General features: G+C 72.6%; 16 protein-coding genes and 1 pseudogene. 5 read left to right on the top strand and 12 right to left on the bottom strand.

Features of this window, described 5'->3' with window-relative positions:
* Positions 1–131: 131 nt before the first annotated feature.
* Together ACZ53K_RS16570 and ACZ53K_RS16565 are read right to left on the bottom strand one after the other, a co-directional pair.
* Positions 132–1,076 (bottom strand): annotated as a pseudogene (locus tag ACZ53K_RS16570) (Rossmann-like and DUF2520 domain-containing protein); the annotation flags it as partial.
* 226 nt (positions 1,077–1,302) lie between these two features.
* Positions 1,303–1,656, bottom strand: coding sequence for a hypothetical protein (locus ACZ53K_RS16565; protein WP_468836500.1), 354 nt, complete (start codon positions 1,654–1,656; stop codon positions 1,303–1,305).
* A 462-nt stretch (positions 1,657–2,118) separates the two neighbouring features.
* On the opposite strand from ACZ53K_RS16565, the gene ACZ53K_RS16560 reads away from it, so the two are divergent.
* Complete coding sequence (locus ACZ53K_RS16560; protein ID WP_468836543.1) at positions 2,119–3,231, top strand: DUF5937 family protein; 1,113 nt, start codon at positions 2,119–2,121, stop codon at positions 3,229–3,231.
* Between the two features lie 79 nt (positions 3,232–3,310).
* On the opposite strand, the gene ACZ53K_RS16555 is transcribed toward ACZ53K_RS16560, so the two are convergent.
* The 4 genes from ACZ53K_RS16555 to ACZ53K_RS16540 all read right to left on the bottom strand — a co-directional run bounded on the left by ACZ53K_RS16555 (position 3,311) and on the right by ACZ53K_RS16540 (position 7,743).
* On the bottom strand, positions 3,311–4,039 hold the full coding sequence (locus ACZ53K_RS16555; protein ID WP_468836498.1) for a glycoside hydrolase family 75 protein: 729 nt from the start codon (positions 4,037–4,039) through the stop codon (positions 3,311–3,313).
* 157 nt (positions 4,040–4,196) lie between these two features.
* Positions 4,197–5,288, bottom strand: coding sequence for a methyltransferase (locus ACZ53K_RS16550; protein ID WP_468836496.1), 1,092 nt, complete (start codon positions 5,286–5,288; stop codon positions 4,197–4,199).
* A gap of 268 nt (positions 5,289–5,556) precedes the next feature.
* On the bottom strand, positions 5,557–6,243 hold the full coding sequence (locus ACZ53K_RS16545; protein WP_468836495.1) for a response regulator: 687 nt from the start codon (positions 6,241–6,243) through the stop codon (positions 5,557–5,559).
* 288 nt (positions 6,244–6,531) lie between these two features.
* Entirely contained in the window at positions 6,532–7,743 is a 1,212-nt protein-coding gene (locus tag ACZ53K_RS16540) for a sensor histidine kinase (RefSeq protein ID WP_468836494.1), read from the bottom strand.
* A gap of 183 nt (positions 7,744–7,926) precedes the next feature.
* On the opposite strand from ACZ53K_RS16540, the gene ACZ53K_RS16535 reads away from it, so the two are divergent.
* The gene (locus ACZ53K_RS16535) at positions 7,927–8,943 is read left to right on the top strand and encodes an SAM-dependent methyltransferase (protein WP_468836492.1); all 1,017 of its coding nucleotides are present in this window, start codon (positions 7,927–7,929) and stop codon (positions 8,941–8,943) included.
* 134 nt (positions 8,944–9,077) lie between these two features.
* On the top strand, positions 9,078–10,220 hold the full coding sequence (locus ACZ53K_RS16530) for an NADH-quinone oxidoreductase subunit D (RefSeq protein ID WP_468836491.1): 1,143 nt from the start codon (positions 9,078–9,080) through the stop codon (positions 10,218–10,220).
* 75 nt (positions 10,221–10,295) lie between these two features.
* Here ACZ53K_RS16530 and ACZ53K_RS16525 read toward each other — a convergent pair whose 3' ends face one another.
* The 3 genes from ACZ53K_RS16525 to ACZ53K_RS16515 form a co-directional block, all read right to left on the bottom strand.
* Entirely contained in the window at positions 10,296–10,856 is a 561-nt protein-coding gene (locus ACZ53K_RS16525; RefSeq protein WP_468836489.1) for a DUF4232 domain-containing protein, read from the bottom strand.
* Positions 10,857–11,023: 167 nt separating this feature from the next.
* Positions 11,024–11,725 carry a GNAT family N-acetyltransferase gene (locus ACZ53K_RS16520; protein WP_468836487.1) on the bottom strand — a complete coding sequence of 234 codons (702 nt, stop codon included), beginning with the start codon at positions 11,723–11,725 and terminating at the stop codon, positions 11,024–11,026.
* Positions 11,726–11,857: 132 nt separating this feature from the next.
* On the bottom strand, positions 11,858–12,472 hold the full coding sequence (locus ACZ53K_RS16515) for a TetR/AcrR family transcriptional regulator (RefSeq protein WP_468836486.1): 615 nt from the start codon (positions 12,470–12,472) through the stop codon (positions 11,858–11,860).
* 55 nt (positions 12,473–12,527) lie between these two features.
* Here ACZ53K_RS16515 and ACZ53K_RS16510 point away from each other — a divergent pair, with 55 nt between their 5' ends.
* Positions 12,528–13,070, top strand: coding sequence for a DUF1453 domain-containing protein (locus ACZ53K_RS16510; RefSeq protein WP_468836484.1), 543 nt, complete (start codon positions 12,528–12,530; stop codon positions 13,068–13,070).
* Between the two features lie 88 nt (positions 13,071–13,158).
* On the opposite strand, the gene ACZ53K_RS16505 is transcribed toward ACZ53K_RS16510, so the two are convergent.
* The gene (locus tag ACZ53K_RS16505; RefSeq protein ID WP_468836482.1) at positions 13,159–13,707 is read right to left on the bottom strand and encodes a TetR/AcrR family transcriptional regulator; all 549 of its coding nucleotides are present in this window, start codon (positions 13,705–13,707) and stop codon (positions 13,159–13,161) included.
* Positions 13,708–13,810: 103 nt separating this feature from the next.
* Here ACZ53K_RS16505 and ACZ53K_RS16500 point away from each other — a divergent pair, with 103 nt between their 5' ends.
* Positions 13,811–15,175, top strand: a complete 1,365-nt coding sequence (locus ACZ53K_RS16500) for an MFS transporter (protein ID WP_468836480.1) — start codon at positions 13,811–13,813, stop codon at positions 15,173–15,175.
* Between the two features lie 89 nt (positions 15,176–15,264).
* Here ACZ53K_RS16500 and ACZ53K_RS16495 read toward each other — a convergent pair whose 3' ends face one another.
* Both ACZ53K_RS16495 and ACZ53K_RS16490 read right to left on the bottom strand, forming a co-directional pair.
* Entirely contained in the window at positions 15,265–16,749 is a 1,485-nt protein-coding gene (locus ACZ53K_RS16495) for a hypothetical protein (protein ID WP_468836478.1), read from the bottom strand.
* Between the two features lie 64 nt (positions 16,750–16,813).
* Positions 16,814–17,827 (bottom strand): ABC transporter substrate-binding protein, encoded by a 1,014-nt coding sequence (locus tag ACZ53K_RS16490; protein ID WP_468836477.1) that lies wholly within the window; start codon positions 17,825–17,827, stop codon positions 16,814–16,816.
* Positions 17,828–17,895 lie beyond the last annotated feature (68 nt).

Below are 17,895 nucleotides of genomic sequence, written 5' to 3'. Positions count from 1 at the left end.
TCGGGAAGGCCGTCCCGATGGTCTTCGGAAGAGCTTTCCCGGCGGTCTTCGGAGAGGCGCCCGTGATCTGCGGGAGGGCTCTCACCGTTATCGGTGGGAGGGCTCTCACCGTGCTCGACAGGAGGGCCCTCACGGTGCTCGCCGGGTGCCGATGCCGCACCCCCGGCGCTGTTGCCGACGTTCGCCAGGACGCCCAGCAGGTCTTCCGCCAGCTCCGGCTTCAGCAGGCCGTGCGCCAGGGCGCGGTCGGCCGTCATACGGGCCATGGCGAGATACCCCGCGACGCTCTGCGGCGCGTGCCGGCGCAGCTCGGAGACGTGCGCGGCGACGGTGCCCGCGTCCCCGCGGGCGACCGGGCCGGTCAGGGCGGCGTCACCGGAGCGCAGCGCGTTGTCCAGGGCCGCGCCCAGCAGCGGGCCGAGCATCCGGTCGGGTGCGCCGACACCGGCCTTCTGGAGCAGTTCCATGGCCTGCGCCACCAGCGTGACCAGGTGGTTCGCACCGATGGCGAGGGCCGCGTGGTAGAGCGGGCGGGCGTCCTCCTCGATCCATTCCGGTTCCCCGCCCATCTCGATGACCAGCGCCTCGGCGGCCATCCGCAGCGGTTCGGGCGCCGTGACCCCGAAGGAACAGCCGGCCAGCCGCTGCACGTCGACGCGCGTACCGGTGAAGGTCATGGCGGGGTGCAGGGCGAGCGGCAGGGCGCCGACGCGGGTGGCCGGGTCGAGGACGGCCGTACCGAACCGTCCCGAGGTGTGGACGAGCAGCTGTCCCGGCCGTACGGCACCGGTCTCGGCGAGGCCGGCGACGAGCCCGGCGAGGGCGTCGTCGGGCACGGTGAGCAGCACCAGGTCGGCGCGCCGGAGCACTTCGGACGGGGAGACGATCGGTACGTCGGGGAGCAGCGCCGCCGCGCGCCGTACGGAGGCGTCGGAGACTCCGGACACGGCGACCGGCCGGTGCCCGGCGAGCTGGAGCGAGGCGGCGAGGGCGGGCCCGACGCGGCCCGCGCCGACGACTCCGACGGTGAGCCGGGCGGGGCGGTCCTGGGCCTCGGTGGGTGGGGTTGTGTTCACGCGGCGGTGGCCTTCCGTTCCAGTCCGCGGGGGGTACCGGACGATTCGTTCGCCATGCTACGCGAGTGTTTACGGCGGTCTTCAGAGCCGTACGCAAGGTGAGACAGGTGTCTCGAAGCGCGTCACCGGGCGGGTTCCCGGCGGCTTGCCCCACCGGGTGCTCCGCCGGGTCTTCCACCCTGTCCCCCACGGTTTTCCACAAGGCCGGCGGAGCTGGTCGCGGAGGTTATCCACAGGGGTCGCCGAGACGGGCGCGCCCCGGCATGGTGGAGGTGGGAAAGGAAGCGGAGGCGGAGGACGAACCGGAAGGAGGGTGGGGCAGCGGCGCGGCCGGGGCGGGGCGGGCGGCTGTGCGGGGGTGTGCGGGACGTACCGGCCGTCGGGTGAGGGCTCGGCGTACGGCGCGGCGGAAGCGGGCCAGCGGGCGGTCATGAGGGGCGGTGACGACTGCCTGGAAGCGCAGCCACCGGCGTATCTCACGTACGGCCTGGACGTCTCCGGCGCCGGGGAGGATGGGCGCGCTCTCGCCGTGCTGGGCGGCACGGTAAGCGTCGAGCATGTGCTGCTGGGATGCGTTCATGGACACCACAGTGGGCCCGCCCGGCGACGGGTGGCTCGTCGATTGACGGGAGCCGTCAATCGACGGCCCAGCAGGTCACGGGCTCACGCATGATGAAGACCGGAAGAAGACCAAAACCGGGGGTGGGTGGGGGGGAGGGGCCCCGGGAGGCGAGGGCCCCGGGGGCGCGTCGAGCGTCCGGGGCAGGCGCGGGCCGGGCCGGGAACCGGTCAGGCGAGGGCCGGGCCGGACCGGGAACCAGCCAGGCGCGCGCCGACCTGGGACCAGCCAGGCGCGCGCCAGCCTGGAACCGGTCAGGCGCGCGCCGACCTGGAACCAGCCAGGCGCGAACCAGACCGCCACGCGACCAGGCTGGACCGGACCACGCCCCGGACGGGCGGTGGACCGGACCGGCACGCGGACCGATTGGCATGTGCGGCGCCAGTGCGTACTCGGAGTGGGAACGGGGAGAGACAGATGAGTGTGTGGATCGATGTGGCGGGGTTGCCCGCCGAGCGGATGGTGTTCAGCCCGTCGCCGCTCGCCGAGCTGGGATCCGCGCTGCACGCGCTCGCCGAGCCCGGCCATCACCCGGGGCTGCACGGCTGGACGACCGCGACGGCCGGTGCGCTCAAGCCCGACCTGGCCGACCGGTTGTGCGACGCGGACTTCCTGTGGGGGCCGACCTTCTCCGACGTGTCGATGCCGTTCGCGGCGCTCGCGGACACCGCCGGGCAGCCCGGCGCGACGCTCGCCGAGGATCTGGATCTGCTCGACCGGCTCGACGACGAACTGTTCGTGAACGCCGCGCTGGAGATCAACTGCTCCAGCAGTTACTGCCGCGGCGGCCCGTCGCCGCTGGTGGACGCCGAGGCGCGCCGGCTGGCACTGGAGCGGGCCACCGCGCGCGGCCCCCGGCAGGCCGACTTCGCGCAGCGGCTGCTCGCCGACCCGCCCGCCGTACGGGCCTGGATACGCCGGCTGCTGGAGGACTGCGAGCAGGCGTTCTTCGCGGACGTCTGGCAGCGGGTACGCGTCCAGCTCGCCGCGGACGCGCGGCACAAGGCCGAGGTGCTGCGCCACAAAGGCCTGGCCGAGGCGCTGGCCGAGGTGTCGCCCGCGGTGACGCTGGACGAGCCGCGCTCCCGCGTCGTCGTCGACAAGCTGTCCCACGGCCACGGCACGGCGGTGGATCCGGCCGTCGGCGCCGGGATCACCTTCGTCCCGACCTCGTTCGGCTGGCCGCACCTGAGTGTGCTGCACGCGCGGGGCTGGCGCCCGGTGATCCACTACCCCGTGGCGGCGCCGGAGCTGACCGGCCCCACCTCGGTCGCGCTGGTGGAGTCCCGGCTCGACGCGCTCGCCCACCCGATGCGGATACGGATGTGCCGCTACCTGGCCCGTACGGCCTACACGACCGGCGAACTGGCCTCCGCGCTGGGCATATCGGCGCCGGAGGTGTCCCGGCACCTCGCCGTCCTCAAGAAGGCCGGGCTGCTCCAGACCCGCCGCCGCGGCCGGTACGTGCAGCATCAGCTGGACGTCCGGGTGGTGGCGCGCCTGGGCAGCGACTTCCTGGAGGGTGTGCTGCGCTGACCGGCGGCCGGGACAGCACGTCCGGCCGGGGAGCGGCAGCCAGGGCAAGGCCGCGCCCAGCCGCCCGCGGCAGGTTGCGTCAGTTGTCCAGGAGGAACTTCTTGGCGAGGGCGTCGCCGCGGGTCACGGCGTCGCTGTGGCTCTCGATGGGGGACGCCTGGGTGTTCTTGAACAGGATGTAGGTGACGCCGGACTCCGCGCCGCCGGTGGCCGGGTCGGGGTCGATGCCGAGGCCCTTGGCGGCCGCGTACGACGCCTCGCCGATGATCTTGTTGGGCCCGGTGTCGCCGACGACCGCGTACTCGACCTTGTTCTTGTAGATGATCGCGACGATGCCGCCGCCCTTGATGCCCGCCGACTCGTAGTTCCAGATGCCGCTGACCGAGGGGACGACGACATACGGCAGCTTCTCGGCGTTCAGCGGCTTGCCGTTGGACTGGTGGAAGCGGGTGTCCGCCTGGAACCAGGGGTCGGTGTCCTTGTTGCACTTGGCCGTGACCTGGCCGTCGCAGTCGATGTCCATGTCAGCCTTCCAGAACACGGCGCCCTTCTTGCCGCAGACCGGGACGGTGGCCGAGGTCTCCTCGTCGGTCCGGTACTTGCCGTTGGATATCTGCGAGCAGTCGGTGACCTTGGCGAGCAGGTCCGCGGCGCTGACCGAGCCCTCGGTCACGCCCGGCCGGCTCGCGGCGTCCGCGGCGGCCGTGGCGGGCCGGGCCGTGGTGGGCTGGGCGGTGGCGGGCAGCGCGGCGGCGGCGAGCAGCGCGGTTCCGGCGGCGGTGGCGAGGGCGAAGGTTCGTCTGCGCACAGGAGGGCCCCTCTGTTAGGAAAGTTTCCTTACCGAGCGCGCCCAATCTCCTCCGCTCCCCCACCCCCGTCAACCCCGCGCGACACTCAACTAGGGACTTCCCGCCGCCTGTTGACCTTCGCTCCGGCTCCGGTTCCGGTTCCGGTCTCGTCCCCGGTCAGATCGCCTCCGCCTCGACGACCGAGGTCAGCGACGGGGTCGGCACGATGCGGCACACCTTGAACCCCGAGCGGGTCAGCAGGTCCTCGAACTCGGCGGCGGTACGCTCCCGCCCCCGCAGCATCATGAGCATGACGACGTCCAGCGCGACGGCCGGGTGCGGAGTGCCGTCGGCGTGCAGCACCGCGTCGATCACCAGCAGCCGGGTACCGGGGGTCATGGCCCGGCGCACGGTGCCGAGGATGCGCAGGCAGTCCTCGTCGGGCCAGTCGTGCAGGATGTTCTTGAGCAGGTACAGATCCCCGCCCTCCGGTACGGCCGTGAAGAGGTCCCCGCCCTCCGTACGCCAACGGCCCGCCAGTTCACCGGTGTCGAGCAGATGGTCGGTGACCGTACCGGGCCGGTCGAAGAGCACCCCGGTCAGGCCCGGCGACCGGCGGAGCACCTCGCGGAGCAGCCCGCCCCGGCCCCCGGCCACGTCGACGACCGTACCGCTGTCCGGGAACGGGTAGCTCCCGGCGATCTGCTCGTTGACGCCGTCGGTGAGCGAGGTCAGGGCGGTGTCGAAGAGGCGGCCCGTATCGGGCGCACCGGCCAGGTGCTCGAAGAACGGGGCCCCGTACGCGGCTTCGAAGCCGGGCTGCCCCGTACGCAGGGTGTCCTCCAGCCCCGCGGCGGACCGCTGGTACATGGTGCCGGTGAACAGCAGGACGGCGTCCCTCCGGGAGCCCGGCACGCCCGTACGCAGATCCTCGCTGCCCTCCGTCAGGCCGAAGGTCCCGTCTGCGTCCTCGCGGAACAGGCCGCGCGCGGCGAGCAGCCGCAGCACGCGGTACAGCGGCCCGGCCTGGGTGCCGGACCGCGCGGCCAGTTCCTCGGCGGACCGCGGCCCGTCGGCCAGGAGGTCCGCTATGCCGTGCAGCGCGACGGCGCGCAGGGCGGCCGCGTAGATGTGGCCGTACATGAGGTCGTGCAGCGGTGAGGCGGGGAAGTGCGGGAGGATGCCGGAGGGCGCAGGGGGCACAGGGGAAGCGGGGGGTGCGGGGAACTCGGCGGGCGCGGGGGACGGTTGGGCGGGGCTGGCTGCCATGGGTGTACTCCTGCCGTCGGACGGTCTTTCCACGCCTTTTATTGTCAGAGGTCTGCCCAGTTCAAGGGCGGTTGGGGCAATAAGGGGCGGTGGGGGCAACCGGCCGGGCCGGCTGCCCAGGCGCCGGGAAGCCCCGCCGCCCCCTGAGACGTCGTTCGCGCCCCGAGACGTCGTTACGGCCCAGAAGCGTCGTCACGCTCCCGGGTCGTCGTAACGCACCCAGGTCGTCGCTACGGCCCCGGCACGTCGGCACGCCCCCGGCACGTCGCTACGCCCCCGCGCCGCCACCGGCCCGTACGAGTCCCGTCTCGTACGCGAGCACCACCGCCTGCACCCGGTCCCGCAGCTCCAGCTTTGTGAGGATGCGTCCCACGTGCGTCTTGACCGTGGCCTCCGACAGCACCAGCTGCGCCGCGATCTCACCGTTCGAGAGTCCCTGCGCGACCAGCAGCAGCACCTCCCGCTCGCGTTCGGTGAGGCGGCCGATCTCCGGGCGGACCGGCTCGGCGGCGGTCGTCGGCAGCATCGGCGTGAACCGGTCCAGCAGCCGTCGGGTGGTGGAGGGCGCGACCACCGCGTCCCCGCTCTGCACGGCCCGGATGGCGGCCAGCAGTTCGCTCGGCGGCACGTCCTTCAGCATGAAGCCGCTGGCCCCCGCCTTGAGCGCGGAGAAGGCGTATTCGTCCAGGTCGAAGGTGGTCAGGATGAGTACCTTCGGCGCGTCCTCCTGCTTGCCGCCCGCGCAGATCCGGCGGGTGGTCTCCACCCCGTCCAGGTGCGGCATCCGTACGTCCATGAGGATGACGTCGACCTTGGTGGACCGCAGCACCTCCAGGGCCTCCACCCCGTCACCGGCCTCGGCGACGACCTCCATGTCGGGCTGTGCGGCCAGCACCATGCGGAAACCGGTGCGCAGCAGCACCTGGTCGTCGACGAGCATCACGCGGACAGTCATGGCAGGAGGTCCCTTTCGACGGGGGAGCGGGTGGCGGAGCTTGAACGGCGGAGCAGGTGTGTCGGAGCGGGTTGCGGAGCGGTGGCGAAGCGGCGGTCCCGGCGCCGGGCGGGCGGGCCGGCGGCAGCGCGGCAACAGCGTACGTACGAGGTCCGACCCCGTACGTACGGGGTCGGCGGCACCGAAGCGGACAGTGGACGGGCAGTGCGGGCAGCACCGAAGCGGACGGCGCGGGCGGTGCGGACGGCAAACGAGGACGGCAGCCCACCCCCACCACCCCGCCCCGCCTCACTGCCCCGATTTGAGCGGCAGTACCGCGCTGATCCGGAAGCCTCCCCCCGGCCGCGGCCCCGCGTCCAGGCTGCCGCCGACCATGCCGACGCGTTCGCGCATACCGATGAGTCCGTGGCCGAGGCCGTCCGCCCCACCCCCCTGGTACAGCTCGTGCTGGGCGCCGCGCCCGTCGTCCTCGACCAGCAGGTCCAGCTCGGCGTCCTGATACGCGAGGCGGACCGTGGCGCCGACGTCCGGGCCGCCGTGCTTGCGGGTGTTCGTCAGCGCTTCCTGCACGATGCGGTACGCGGTGAGCTCGACGCTGCTGGGCAGCGGGCGCGGCTCGCCCGCCACCTGGAAGTCGACCGGCAGTCCGGCCCCCCGCACCTGGTCGATCAGGTCGGCCAGCTGCTCGACGCCGGGCTGCGGCACGTACTCGCCGCTCTCGGGCTGTTCGCCGGTGCGCAGCACGCCGAGCAGCCGCCGCATCTCGGCGAGCGCCTGGCGGCCGGTGCCGGAGATCGTCTCCAGGGCCTGTTTGGCCTGCTCGGGCGCGGCGTCCAGGACGTAGGCGGCGCCGTCGGCCTGGACCACCATCACGGACACGTTGTGCGCGACGACGTCGTGCAGTTCGCGGGCGATGCGGGCGCGCTCGGCGGCCACCGCGATCCGTGACTGTGTCTCGCGCTCCTTCTCCAGGCGGGCGGCCTTCTCCTCCAGCTGGGCCCAGTAGGCGCGGCGGGTACGGACCGAGTCGCCGAGCACCCACGCCAGTACGAAGGGGACGGTGAGCAGGCCCATGATGAACAGCCCTTCCCACAGGCTGCGCGGTGGGGCCGCTCCGTTGCCGTAGCGGACGGCGTAGAGCGTCGGGCCGATCAGCGCGCCCGCGAGGGCGGTGCGCGAGGCCCAGCGTTTGGGCCCCGAGGCGACCGTGTAAATGGTCGCGAGCATCGCCAGGTTGGCCGGGTTGGGCTTCACATCGAACGCGATCTGGCACAGTCCGACCAGGATGGACAGCAGCATCATCTGCGCGGGCACCTTGCGCCGCAGGGCGACGGTGAGGCACATCGCGGCGACGACGAGCGCCTCCAGGCCCGTCTTGGTATCGCTCTGCACCCCCGCCGACGCCACCAGCATCAGGCAGTTGAAACCGAACAGGAGGACGGCCCAGAAGGTGTCCACCCCGGTCGGGTGCCTGCGGAAGAAGTCGTAGAGACGCTGCACGTCACCCAGCGTAGGCAGAGCGTATAGGTGTACGGGTCAACCGGAGGGGCGATCCTGGGGGACGGGAGTACTCCGCAAGGTGGAGACGGGCCTGGCACCGGGGTGTCGGGCCCGGATCGGCAGCCCCGTGCGGGCCGGGCTCTCCGGCGCATCCGGGTGGCCGGGCCCGCGTACCGTGGTGCGGTGACACACGACTGGAGCGGCTGGCGGGACGCGACGGAACGGGCCCTGTACGGCCCCGGCGGCTTCTACACCAGCGGCGACGGGCCAGGACCGGCCGGCCACTTCCGTACCTCCGTGCACGTCTCGTCCCAGTACGCCGAGGCGCTCGCCGCCCTGCTGTGCCGCGTCGATACGGCCCTGGACCGTCCGGCGGAACTGGCGCTGGTGGATGTGGGCACCGGGCGTGGCGAGCTGCTGACCGGAGTGTTGGCGGCACTCCCCGAGCCGGTGCGCGCTCGCGTGCGCCCCTGGGCCGTCGAACGCGCCCCCCGGCCCGCCGGGCTGGACGACCGGATCGGCTGGCTCGCCGACCTGCCCGCACCCGGCTCCCTGACCGGCTTGCTCTTCGCCAACGAGTGGCTCGACAACGTCCCCGTCGACGTCGCCGAGACCGACGGGGACGGCGTGCCACGGCAGGTGCTGGTCCGCCCGGACGGCACCGAACGGCTCGGCGACCCGGTCACCGGCGCGGACGCCGAGTGGCTCGCCCGGTGGTGGCCCCTGGGGGCCGCCGCCCCGGACTCCCCCTTCCCCGGGGTACGCGCCGAGATCGGCCACCCGCGCGACGCCGCCTGGGCCCGCGCGGTCGGCACCTTGCGCGCCGGTCTCGCCGCCACCGCCGATTACGCGCACACCCGCGACACCCGCCCGCCCTACGGCACCCTCACCGGCTTCCGGGAAGGCCGTGAGGTCCGCCCCGTACCGGACGGCAGCTGCGACATCACCGCCCACGTCGCCCTGGACGCCTGCGCGGGCCCCGGCGCCGAACGCTTCACGCAGCGGCAGGCACTGCACGCCCTCGGCGTCGACGGCAGCCGCCCGCCCCTCTCCCTCGCGTCCAGCGACCCCGCCGCCTACGTACGGGCCCTCGGCTCGGCGGGCGCAGCGGCGGAGCTGACCGACCCGGCGGGCCTGGGCTCCTTCGGCTGGCTCCTGCAGCCGGTCGGCGACGGCTGTACGGGCCTGCTCACCACCTGACCCGCGGCCACGCCGCCGCGGCCTCCGGTCCGCGCCGCCGTCACCGCCGACCGTTGTCTTCGTCCCGCGCCGCCGTCACCGCCGACCGCTGACCGCCGCCCGCCCCCACCGGACCGAACTGCAAGACTGTCTCCATGACGGAGACCACGGTCGGCATCGGCGGCGCGGCGGAGAGCACCGACATGGTGCTGAACATCGGCCCGCAGCACCCCTCCACGCACGGCGTGCTGCGGCTGCGCCTCGTCCTGGACGGCGAGCGCATCCAGCACGCCGAACCCGTGATCGGCTACATGCACCGCGGCGCCGAGAAGCTCTTCGAGGCGCGCGACTACCGCCAGATCATCATGCTCGCCAACCGGCACGACTGGCTGTCCGCCTTCTCCAACGAGCTGGGCGTCGTCCTGGGCGTGGAGCGGATGCTCGGCATGGAGGTCCCCGAGCGCGCCGTGTGGACACGTACGCTGCTCGCCGAGCTGAACCGGGTCCTCAACCACCTGATGTTCCTCGGCTCCTACCCCCTGGAACTGGGCGGCATCACACCCGTCTTCCACGCCTTCCGCGAGCGCGAAGAGCTGCAGAACGTGATGGAGGAGATCTCCGGCGGCCGGATGCACTACATGTTCAACCGCGTCGGCGGCCTCAAGGAGGACCTCCCGGCCGGCTGGCTCGGCCGCGCCCGGCACGCCGTCTCCGAGGTCCGCTCCCGGATGGACATCTTCGACCGGCTGGTCCTCGGCAACGAGATCTTCCGCGGCCGCACCCGCGGCATCGGCGTCCTGAGCCGCGAGGCGGTGCACGGGTACGGCGTCTCCGGGCCGATCGGCCGCGCCTCCGGTGTCGACTTCGACCTGCGCCGCGACGAGCCGTACCTCGCGTACGCCGAACTCCAGGACACGCTGAAGGTGGTGACCCGCGAGGAGGGCGACTGCCTGGCCCGCTTCGAATGCCTCCTGGACCAGACCCACAATTCCCTGGACCTGGCCGACGCCTGCCTGGACCGGATCGCCGGCCTGCCGCCCGGCCCGATCAACCAGCGCCTCCCGAAGGTCCTCAAGGCCCCCGAGGGCGCGACCTACGCCTGGACCGAGAACCCGCTCGGCATCAACGGTTACTACCTGGTGTCCAAGGGTGAGAAGACCCCGTACCGCCTCAAGCTCCGCTCGGCGTCGTACAACAACATCCAGGCGCTGACCGAACTGCTGCCGGGGACGCTGGTCGCCGACATGGTCGCCATCCTCGGGTCGCTGTTCTTCGTGGTCGGCGACATCGACAAGTAGCGGGGCGGGGCCGGGAGCCCGGGGGCTACGTACGGGCCGCGAGCCCGGAGACTGCACAAGGGCCGTACGCCCGGGCTACGTGCGCGGCTTCGGGCCCTTCCGGTGCCATGCCGTGATGCCCAGCTTGCCGGTGGACCCGAGGTCGATCAGCTCGCGGACCAGCTGCGGACGGCTGCCGCCCGCGGCCGGGGTGAGGGCCAGGAACGCCCCGTTCACGGCGGGTTTCGTCACGTCCGTCACGCGGTTGCGCCACATCAGTACGGCACTGGCGTGCTCACCCGGTTCTAGCGTGAGCGGCTCGGGGCCGACATCGTCCACGATGTCCGAGCCGTGGCTGATCTTCACGGCCAGCGGCTTGCGGTCCTCGTCGAGCACCTGGACGCCCGCGTAACCGTTGACCTGGTACGGCCGCTTGCCGCAGTTGGTCAGGGTGATGCCCATCGCGCGGGTGCCCATGGCGGCGTTCACCTGGGAGCCCTTGATGACGACGCCGTCCTCGGGGCAGTCGGGCGCGGTCCTGGACGGCTTGGCCTCGGGCGACGCCTTCGACCGGGCCTGCGGCGCGGAGTCCGCCGAACAGCCGGCCGCGGTGAGCGCCGCGACGCCGAGCACGGCCGCCAGCGCCGTCCGCGTCACCGCTCCGGTCGCTCTTGTGGTGACTGCTCCGGCCACTGCCCACCCCGCGTTCGGCCCGGCACCCGCGCCGCCCCGTACGGCGTACGCCAGGTGCTGATCAAGTCGGCCGCCAGCGTACCCGCACGGGAACGGCGCCGGCCGCGACGTGCGCGCCGCCCCGGCCCCCCTCACGCCCCGAAAAGCGCCCGGCACTCCCCCGTCCACCCCTCCACCCGGACCGGCACCGTGCGGTGCGCCTCCCACCCCGCCCGGCCCAGCCGCAGCCGCTGCAGCGTCCGCACCTGCCCGCGTACCGCGGCGACCTGCACTCCGTCCGGTACGTACCCGAGCTTGCGCGAGACGGCCAGGGACCGGGCGTTGTCCGTCATCGCGGCGGAGGTCACGGCGTGCGCGCCGAGCTGTTCGAAGGCGAAGTGCAGGACAGCGGCCCGCATCTCCGTACCGATGCCCTGCCCCTGGTGGGCCAGTCCCAGCCAGGACCCGGTCTCCACTTCCCTCGTCACCCCGAACGCGGTGCCGACCATGTCCTGACGCCCCACCACCTGCCCCTCCTTCGGCCGCTCCGGCCGGCCCTCTCGCCGTCCCTCCCGGACCACGGCGAGGCTGAACGTCCAGCTCTCCGGACTCCACTGCGCGACCGTGGCGAGTACGTGCTGGAACGTCGCGCGCCCGCGTTCTTCGGGTGCCGCGTCCGTCCAGGGCACGGTGAACGGCATCTCAGCCGCGTCGTGCACGCCGTCGGCGGCGACCGTGGCCAGCTCGTCGAGCAGGGCGAGGTCCGGCAGGCGCAGTTCGAGGCGCGGTGTCCGGATGCGGAGCCCGTAGAGGGGCCAGTAGAGGGGCCGGTGATGTCGGCGAGGCTGTTCCATGACGAGATGCTGCCGAACACGCGCCGCGCCCGTCGACCGGATTACGGCGGCACCGTCAGCCTGCCTTAATCCCGGTCTGAGCTTGCCCTGAGCTTGCCCGCAGCAGACTGCCGACCTGCCCTCAGCCCGCCCTCAGCCTGCCTTCAACCCCTGCAAATGCCGCCGCAGCACGGCCCGCTGCACCTCCGGAGTGACGTACTCCGGTTCCAGCATCGCCCTCAGATTGAGCCCGTCCAGCAAGGCCGACAGTCGCAGGCATTCCAGGTCCACGTCCAGGTCGGCCGGCAGGCCGCCGGCTTCCTGTGCCCCGCGCAGCACCCGTGCCAGCAGGGTCCGCAGGCCGGCCTCCATCTCCACCGCGCACGCCCGCAGCTCCGGGCGGAGCCGGGCCGCGCCGCAGAACGCCGCCCAGAGGACCGCCTCCTGGCGCCGCTCCTCGTCCAGGGCCAGGAACTCGCCGATCAGCTCCTCCGCCCGCGCCGGGTGCTCGCGCCGCGCGGCCGGGTCGAGCAGGCGGTCCACATGGGTCCGTACCCGCCGGTCGATGCGCGCGCTCAGCTCCCGCATGGTGAAGAGCAGCAGCTCGTCGTGGTCGCGGAAGTAGTGCCGCACCGATCCGACGGCCAGCCGGGCCTCGTCGGCGACGTTGCGCAGCGAGGCGCCCTCCACCCCTTCCCGTCCGATGACGCGCAGGACGGCGTCGGCGACGGCCTGGCGGCGGGCTTCGGGGTCGACGATCTTCGGCATCTTGCCATTGTGGCACGCCCGAGCTAAATTGTTTTTGGCACGGGTGAGCTAAATAATGCTCGCGCCCATCACCGCACTGCGCACAGGGGGAATCGTGAACGGCTGGCTGCTCGCGGCGATCATCGTCGCCGTACTCGTCATCGTGATCGCCAAGCGACTGATGGGCGAGCCGGTCAACGCCCGCGACCTGTTCGCCGGTCCGGCCGTCCTCACCGGCCTCGGCGTCCTCTTCGTCGCGAAGGCCGACGGCGTGACCGGGACCGACATCGCCTGGGTGGTCCCCGGCGCCCTGCTCGGTCTCGGACTCGGCGCCGTACGCGGCGCCCTGGTGTGCCTCTTCGAGAAGGACGGCGCCCTGTGGCAGCGCTACACCGGCCGCACGTTCCTCGTCGTCGTCGCGTCACTGCTGGTCTCGGCCGGGTACGAGGTCCTCGCCGAGCACATGGGGATGCACCCGTACGCGCGCCCCACCCAGCTCACCATCGGGGTCAGCTTTTTGGGCGAGTCCCTGCTGATCTACTACCGCACGCGGAAGGCGGGCACTCCCTTCGCGCCGGAGCGGGAGCCCCTCGCCTTCCTCGGCCGCCGCTTCCGGTGAGCCGTACGCGGCGGGCCGCATCCCAGATACGGGCCGCACGTAATGAGCCACCCGCGACGGGCCGCCCCGTAAAGGACCGCCCGGCGAGTCAGGCGGCCCCGAGGAGGGCCGTCGCCACCGCCTTGGCGCGGTGGGCGGGCGCCGCCGAGCGTTCGCGCAGGGCGGTGACCTGGGCGCCGTCGATCAACAGCGCGAGCTGTTCGGCCAGCTCCTGCGTACCGTGCGTGTATCCGGCCTCGGCGAGCAGTTCGGCGACGTACGTGATCATCGTGCGCTTGTGGGCGGCGGCGGCGCGGTGCGCGGCGCTGGCCGGGTCCGCGATCTCGACCATCGTGTTGATGGCGGCGCAGCCACGGTAATCGTCGGACGTGAAGCGTTCGGCGAGGGCGTCGAAGAGGGCGAGCGGCGTGCCGCCGCGCTCGGCGACCGCGGTGCGCAGCCAGTCGGACCAGCGCCGGCCATACCCGTCGATCATGGCGACGACCAGGTCGTCCTTGCTCGCGAAGTGCCGGTAGAACGAGGCCCGGCCCACCCCGGAGGTGGCGAGCAGCCGCTCCACGCCGACGGCGCGGATGCCTTCGGCGTAGAAGAGGTCCTCGGCTGCCCTGACGAGGCGTTCCCGGGCGTTGGTCGGCATACGGCCACGATAGCCAACCTTGACTCCACATGGAACCGATCGGTACCGTTTCGCCACCCAGTAGACGGTACTGATCGGTACCATTCCCGGAGCCGGAGACCGCATGTCCCACAGCAGCGCGTCCGACCAGCCGCCGCCCCTGTCACCGCCGACGCTCGTGGAGCCGTCGCCGCATCCGGCCTTACCAGCGGGTGCGGCAGCGCCCGCCGCCTCCGGCCCGGGAAGCTGGCGCCTCCACGGAGCCGTACTCGCCCTCGGGACGTTCGTCGTCGGCACCGACGCCTTCGTGATCGCCGGCGTCCTCCCCGACATCGCCGCCGACCTGCACATCGGCCTCGGTGCCGCCGGACAGCTCGTCACCGTGTTCGCCATCGCCTACGCGGTGCTCTCGCCCCTCCTCGCGGCGTTCACCGCCGGCTGGTCCCGGCGTACGGTCCTGGTCACCGCGCTGATCGTCTTCGCGGTCGGCAACGCGGCCACCGCCCTCGCCCCCGCCTACCCGGCCGCCCTGGCCGCCCGTGTCGTCGCGGCGGCCGGTGCCGCGCTCTACGCGCCGAACGCCTCGGCCACCGCCGCCGCCCTCGCGGGCGAGGCGTCACGCGGACGCGCCTTCGCCCTGGTGAACACCGGGCTGACCTCCGCCCTGATCCTCGGGGCGCCCCTCGGCACCGCCGTCGGCGGCGCGTACGGCTGGCGCACCACGATGTGGCTGGTCACCGTCCTGCCGCTGCTCGTCGTACCGCTGCTCGCCGCCCGGCTGCCCCGCATCCACACCGACACGCCCCGCGGCCTGCGCCGCCGCCTCGCCCCGCTGGCCGACCGCGGCGTCCTGTACACGCTCGTCATCACCGTCGTGGTGTTCGTCGGTATCTACATCCCCTTCGAGTACATCAGCGCGGTCTACGGGCCCGCGCTCGGCCACGGCGGTACGGGCAGCGGTGCCGGGGGCGGCGGAGGGGCCAGTGGCGGGCTGACGGCCGTCCTGCTCCTGGTCTTCGGCGTCACGGGTACGGCGGGGAACCTCGTCACCGGGCGCCTCGCCGACCGCTTCGGCCCGCGGCGGGTGGTTCTCGGCGCCGCGCTCGCGCTCACCGTGGTCTTCGCACTCGTACCGCTGAGCCGGGACCGGCTGCCCGCCGCGCTGGTCGCTGTGGCGGTCTCCGGCTGGGTGTCGTTCTCGGTGACCACACCGCAGCAGCACCGGATCGCCTCGCTCGCCCCACAGGCCCAGTCCGTGGTCGTCTCCCTCAACGCGGCCGCCATCTACCTCGCCGTATCTCTGGCGGGCGGCCTGGGCGGCATCGGCCTGGAGACGCTGGGCGCGGCCCGGCTGCCGTGGCTGGCCGCCGGATTCGCCCTGGCCGCCGCCGCGCTGACAGCCGTACACCGGCCGAAGGCGGAACGGACGGCGGAAGCACGACGGACGGAGGAAATGCGACGGGCGGCGAAGACGGCGGGGACGCCTTAGACACAACGATGCGCCCGGCAGTGAGCCTGCCGCTGCCTGTCGAAGGGCAGGGCCGCCACCACCGGGCGCATGGCCGCGGAGACGAACTTTCAGGAGGAGACCGCGCTGCGCAGCTCCGCCAGGTCGATCTGCTCGGTCTCGTCGTGCGCGGTCAGATCGATGACCTCACCGTCACCGGCATCCGCGGCACCGTCCACGTTCGCGTCCTCGGCGGACTTGCCCTCGCTGGACTTCGCCGCGCCGGACTTGCCTTCACCGGACTTCGCCGCGCCAGGCTTGCCGCCGCCGGACTTCGCCGCACCGGACTTGCCCTCGCCGGACGTTGCCTCGTCCGTGGTACCGGCCCGGCCGAGCGCCGACTGTTCGGCGACCGCCTCGTCCCCCACCACGTCGGCGAGGTCCTCTTCCAACTGCCGGGCCGGCTTCGGCCGCCGCGTCACGGTCGACGGCACGCCCGCACCGGGACCGGCCTGCGACGCCGTACCCCGTACGGAGCCGCTGCCGGTACCAGTGCCGGTGCCGGTGCCGGTGCCGGTGCCGCCGGCCGTACCGAAGAAGTCGAAGCCGCCCTGCGCACGGGAGGCGGGCAGCCGCTGGGCCCGTACGGGCGCGGAGACGGCCGCGGCAGCCGGAACCGGGCGCAGACCGGACACCTTCCGCCCACCCTGCCGCTCCGCTTCCTGTCCGGCGACCGCGTCGGCCGCGTTGACGGTGTCGGCGGTCTCGGTCGTCTCAGCGGTGTCGGCGGTGTCCGGCTTGCTCACGGCACCGGACTTACCGGCAGCGTCCGCCCCGGCACCCAGCGCCGGACCGCCAGACCTCGAACCGCCAGCCCTCGAACCGCCGCCCTTCGGCCCCCCGCCCTTGGGACCGCCCGACTTCAAGGCGGCGGCCGTACGGGCCCGGCCTTCCGCGGCCGGGCGCTCCGTGGCCGCCACGGGATTCCCCTGGCCGTCCTCACCGTCCAGGGCCCGCGCGCTCTCGGCCTGGCGGGCCGCGTTGCGCGACAGCTGCCGCAGCGCTTCCGCGGCCCGGTGGTACATCACCTCGGTGAGCGCGCCCGGCCCGCTGCCGTCCGGGGTGTCCTCGGCGCCGGCCGTCAGTTCCCTGGCGGGCGTGCCGGTCTCGATGGCGAGCAGGCGGCGGCCTTCCAGGGCGCTGGCCCGCTCGGTCTCGGCGGTGGCGTAGCGGCGCAGCAGCTCGGCGTGCTCGCTGCGCAGCCGGGCCAGCTCGGCCCGCTTGGACCGCAGCTTGGTGTCCAGCTTGCCGCGTATCTCGCGGGACTCCTCAAGGTCCGTTTCGAGCTCGGCTATGCGTTCGTCGGTCTTCCACTCGTCCCGGACCCGGGCGTTGTTCAGCTCGGCGACGCTCTTGCCCGCCGTACGGTCCCAGGTGCGCAGCAGCACCGAACCGGTGACCGCGGCAGCGGCCGCGCCCGTGGCGAGCACGCGCTGTACCAGGTCATCACCGACGAACCAGGCACCCGAGGCGCAGACGATGGACGCACCGGCGACCGTCACTGGGGGAAGAAGCCGGTGCAGGGGTGGCGAATGGCGGTGGCGTCCTCGTGGCATGGCCTGAAACTTACCGTGCGTGCGGGGCCTATGGGGCCCCGCCCGTCGCTTCGTTTCCCGGTGGTTACTTCTTTGCCAGTCCCTTCGACTCCAGATATGCGCTCGCGACATCCGCGGGCTTCTGCCGTTCCGCGTCGACCTTGCGGTTCAGGTCGATCAGATCGGCGGTCGTCAGCTTGTCCGTGAGCTTGCCGAGAGCCGCCTCGATCTCCTTGTCGCCGGCGCTCTTGGCATTCACCACGGGCAGCACATTGTCGGCATTCTGCAGCTTCTTGTCGTCCTTCAGCAGCACCAGGCCGAAGTTGCCGAGCGTGGCGTCCGTCGTCGTGGTCAGCACCATCTGGTCCGTGCCGTCCTTGACGGCCTGCTTGGCCTGCGTGGTGCCCACGCCCTTCGGGTCGATGCCTGTCACGTCTATGCCGTACACCTTCTCCAGGCCCGGCTTGCAGTACGGCCGCGTCTCGCACTCCTCGCCCGCCGCCAGCTTGATCTTCTGCTCGGACCGGCCGAGGTCGGAGAGCGTCTTGAGGTGGTGGCGGTCGGCGAATTCCTTGGTCACCGCGAACGCGTTCTGGTCCGTCGCCTCCCCGGCCGGCAGCACCTTCAGTCCGCGGGGCGTGGCGAGCGCCTTCAACGCCTCGACCGTCTTGCCGATGTCACTGGAGGCGACGGGCTTCGGGTTGGGCCCGTTCTTCTTGGCGTTGAGGAATTCGGCGAGGGTCGAGGCGTATTCCGGTACGACGTCGATCTGGCCCTTCTCCAGCGCCGGCTCGTACAGCTCGCGATTGGCCAGCGTCTGGACGGTGGCGTGGTATCCCGCGTCGTTAAGGATCTTGGAATAGATCTCCGCGAGCACCTTCGACTCGGTGAAACCGGCCGAACCGATGACGAGGTCCCCCTTGCCGCCACCGCTCTTGGCGCCGCCCTTCTCCTCCAGGCTCTTGCCCCCGCACGCGGCCAGCCCGCCCGCCAGCGCGAGCACGGCTCCCGCGGCGAGCGCGGCCCGCGCCGTACGGGACGGCGCACGGCCGTGCCGGGGGTGCTGACTGGGGCTCTGGCTGTTCGGGTCCTGCTTCATACCGGTTCACCGTCCAAGAAGGAAAAGGAAGAAGTCCATGTGCGGGATCTGTGGGCCCTGCGGGATCT

It is taken from the genome of Streptomyces sp. NPDC033221 (genome assembly GCF_055577005.1).
This window is presented reverse-complemented; position numbering and strand designations above follow the sequence as displayed.

What these genes read in the sequence shown, in the direction of transcription:
- ACZ53K_RS16510 (WP_468836484.1), top strand. Translation starts at nt 12,528, where the DNA reads ATGCTCGCGCCCATCACCGCACTGCGCACAGGGGGAATCGTGAACGGC.
- ACZ53K_RS16550 (WP_468836496.1), bottom strand. Translation starts at nt 5,288, where the DNA reads ATGGCAGCCAGCCCCGCCCAACCGTCCCCCGCGCCCGCCGAGTTCCCC.
- ACZ53K_RS16530 (WP_468836491.1), top strand. Translation starts at nt 9,078, where the DNA reads ATGACGGAGACCACGGTCGGCATCGGCGGCGCGGCGGAGAGCACCGAC.
- ACZ53K_RS16505 (WP_468836482.1), bottom strand. Translation starts at nt 13,707, where the DNA reads ATGCCGACCAACGCCCGGGAACGCCTCGTCAGGGCAGCCGAGGACCTC.
- ACZ53K_RS16515 (WP_468836486.1), bottom strand. Translation starts at nt 12,472, where the DNA reads ATGCCGAAGATCGTCGACCCCGAAGCCCGCCGCCAGGCCGTCGCCGAC.
- ACZ53K_RS16500 (WP_468836480.1), top strand. Translation starts at nt 13,811, where the DNA reads ATGTCCCACAGCAGCGCGTCCGACCAGCCGCCGCCCCTGTCACCGCCG.
- ACZ53K_RS16520 (WP_468836487.1), bottom strand. Translation starts at nt 11,725, where the DNA reads ATGGAACAGCCTCGCCGACATCACCGGCCCCTCTACTGGCCCCTCTAC.
- ACZ53K_RS16565 (WP_468836500.1), bottom strand. Translation starts at nt 1,656, where the DNA reads ATGAACGCATCCCAGCAGCACATGCTCGACGCTTACCGTGCCGCCCAG.
- ACZ53K_RS16490 (WP_468836477.1), bottom strand. Translation starts at nt 17,827, where the DNA reads ATGAAGCAGGACCCGAACAGCCAGAGCCCCAGTCAGCACCCCCGGCAC.
- ACZ53K_RS16495 (WP_468836478.1), bottom strand. Translation starts at nt 16,749, where the DNA reads ATGCCACGAGGACGCCACCGCCATTCGCCACCCCTGCACCGGCTTCTT.
- ACZ53K_RS16545 (WP_468836495.1), bottom strand. Translation starts at nt 6,243, where the DNA reads ATGACTGTCCGCGTGATGCTCGTCGACGACCAGGTGCTGCTGCGCACC.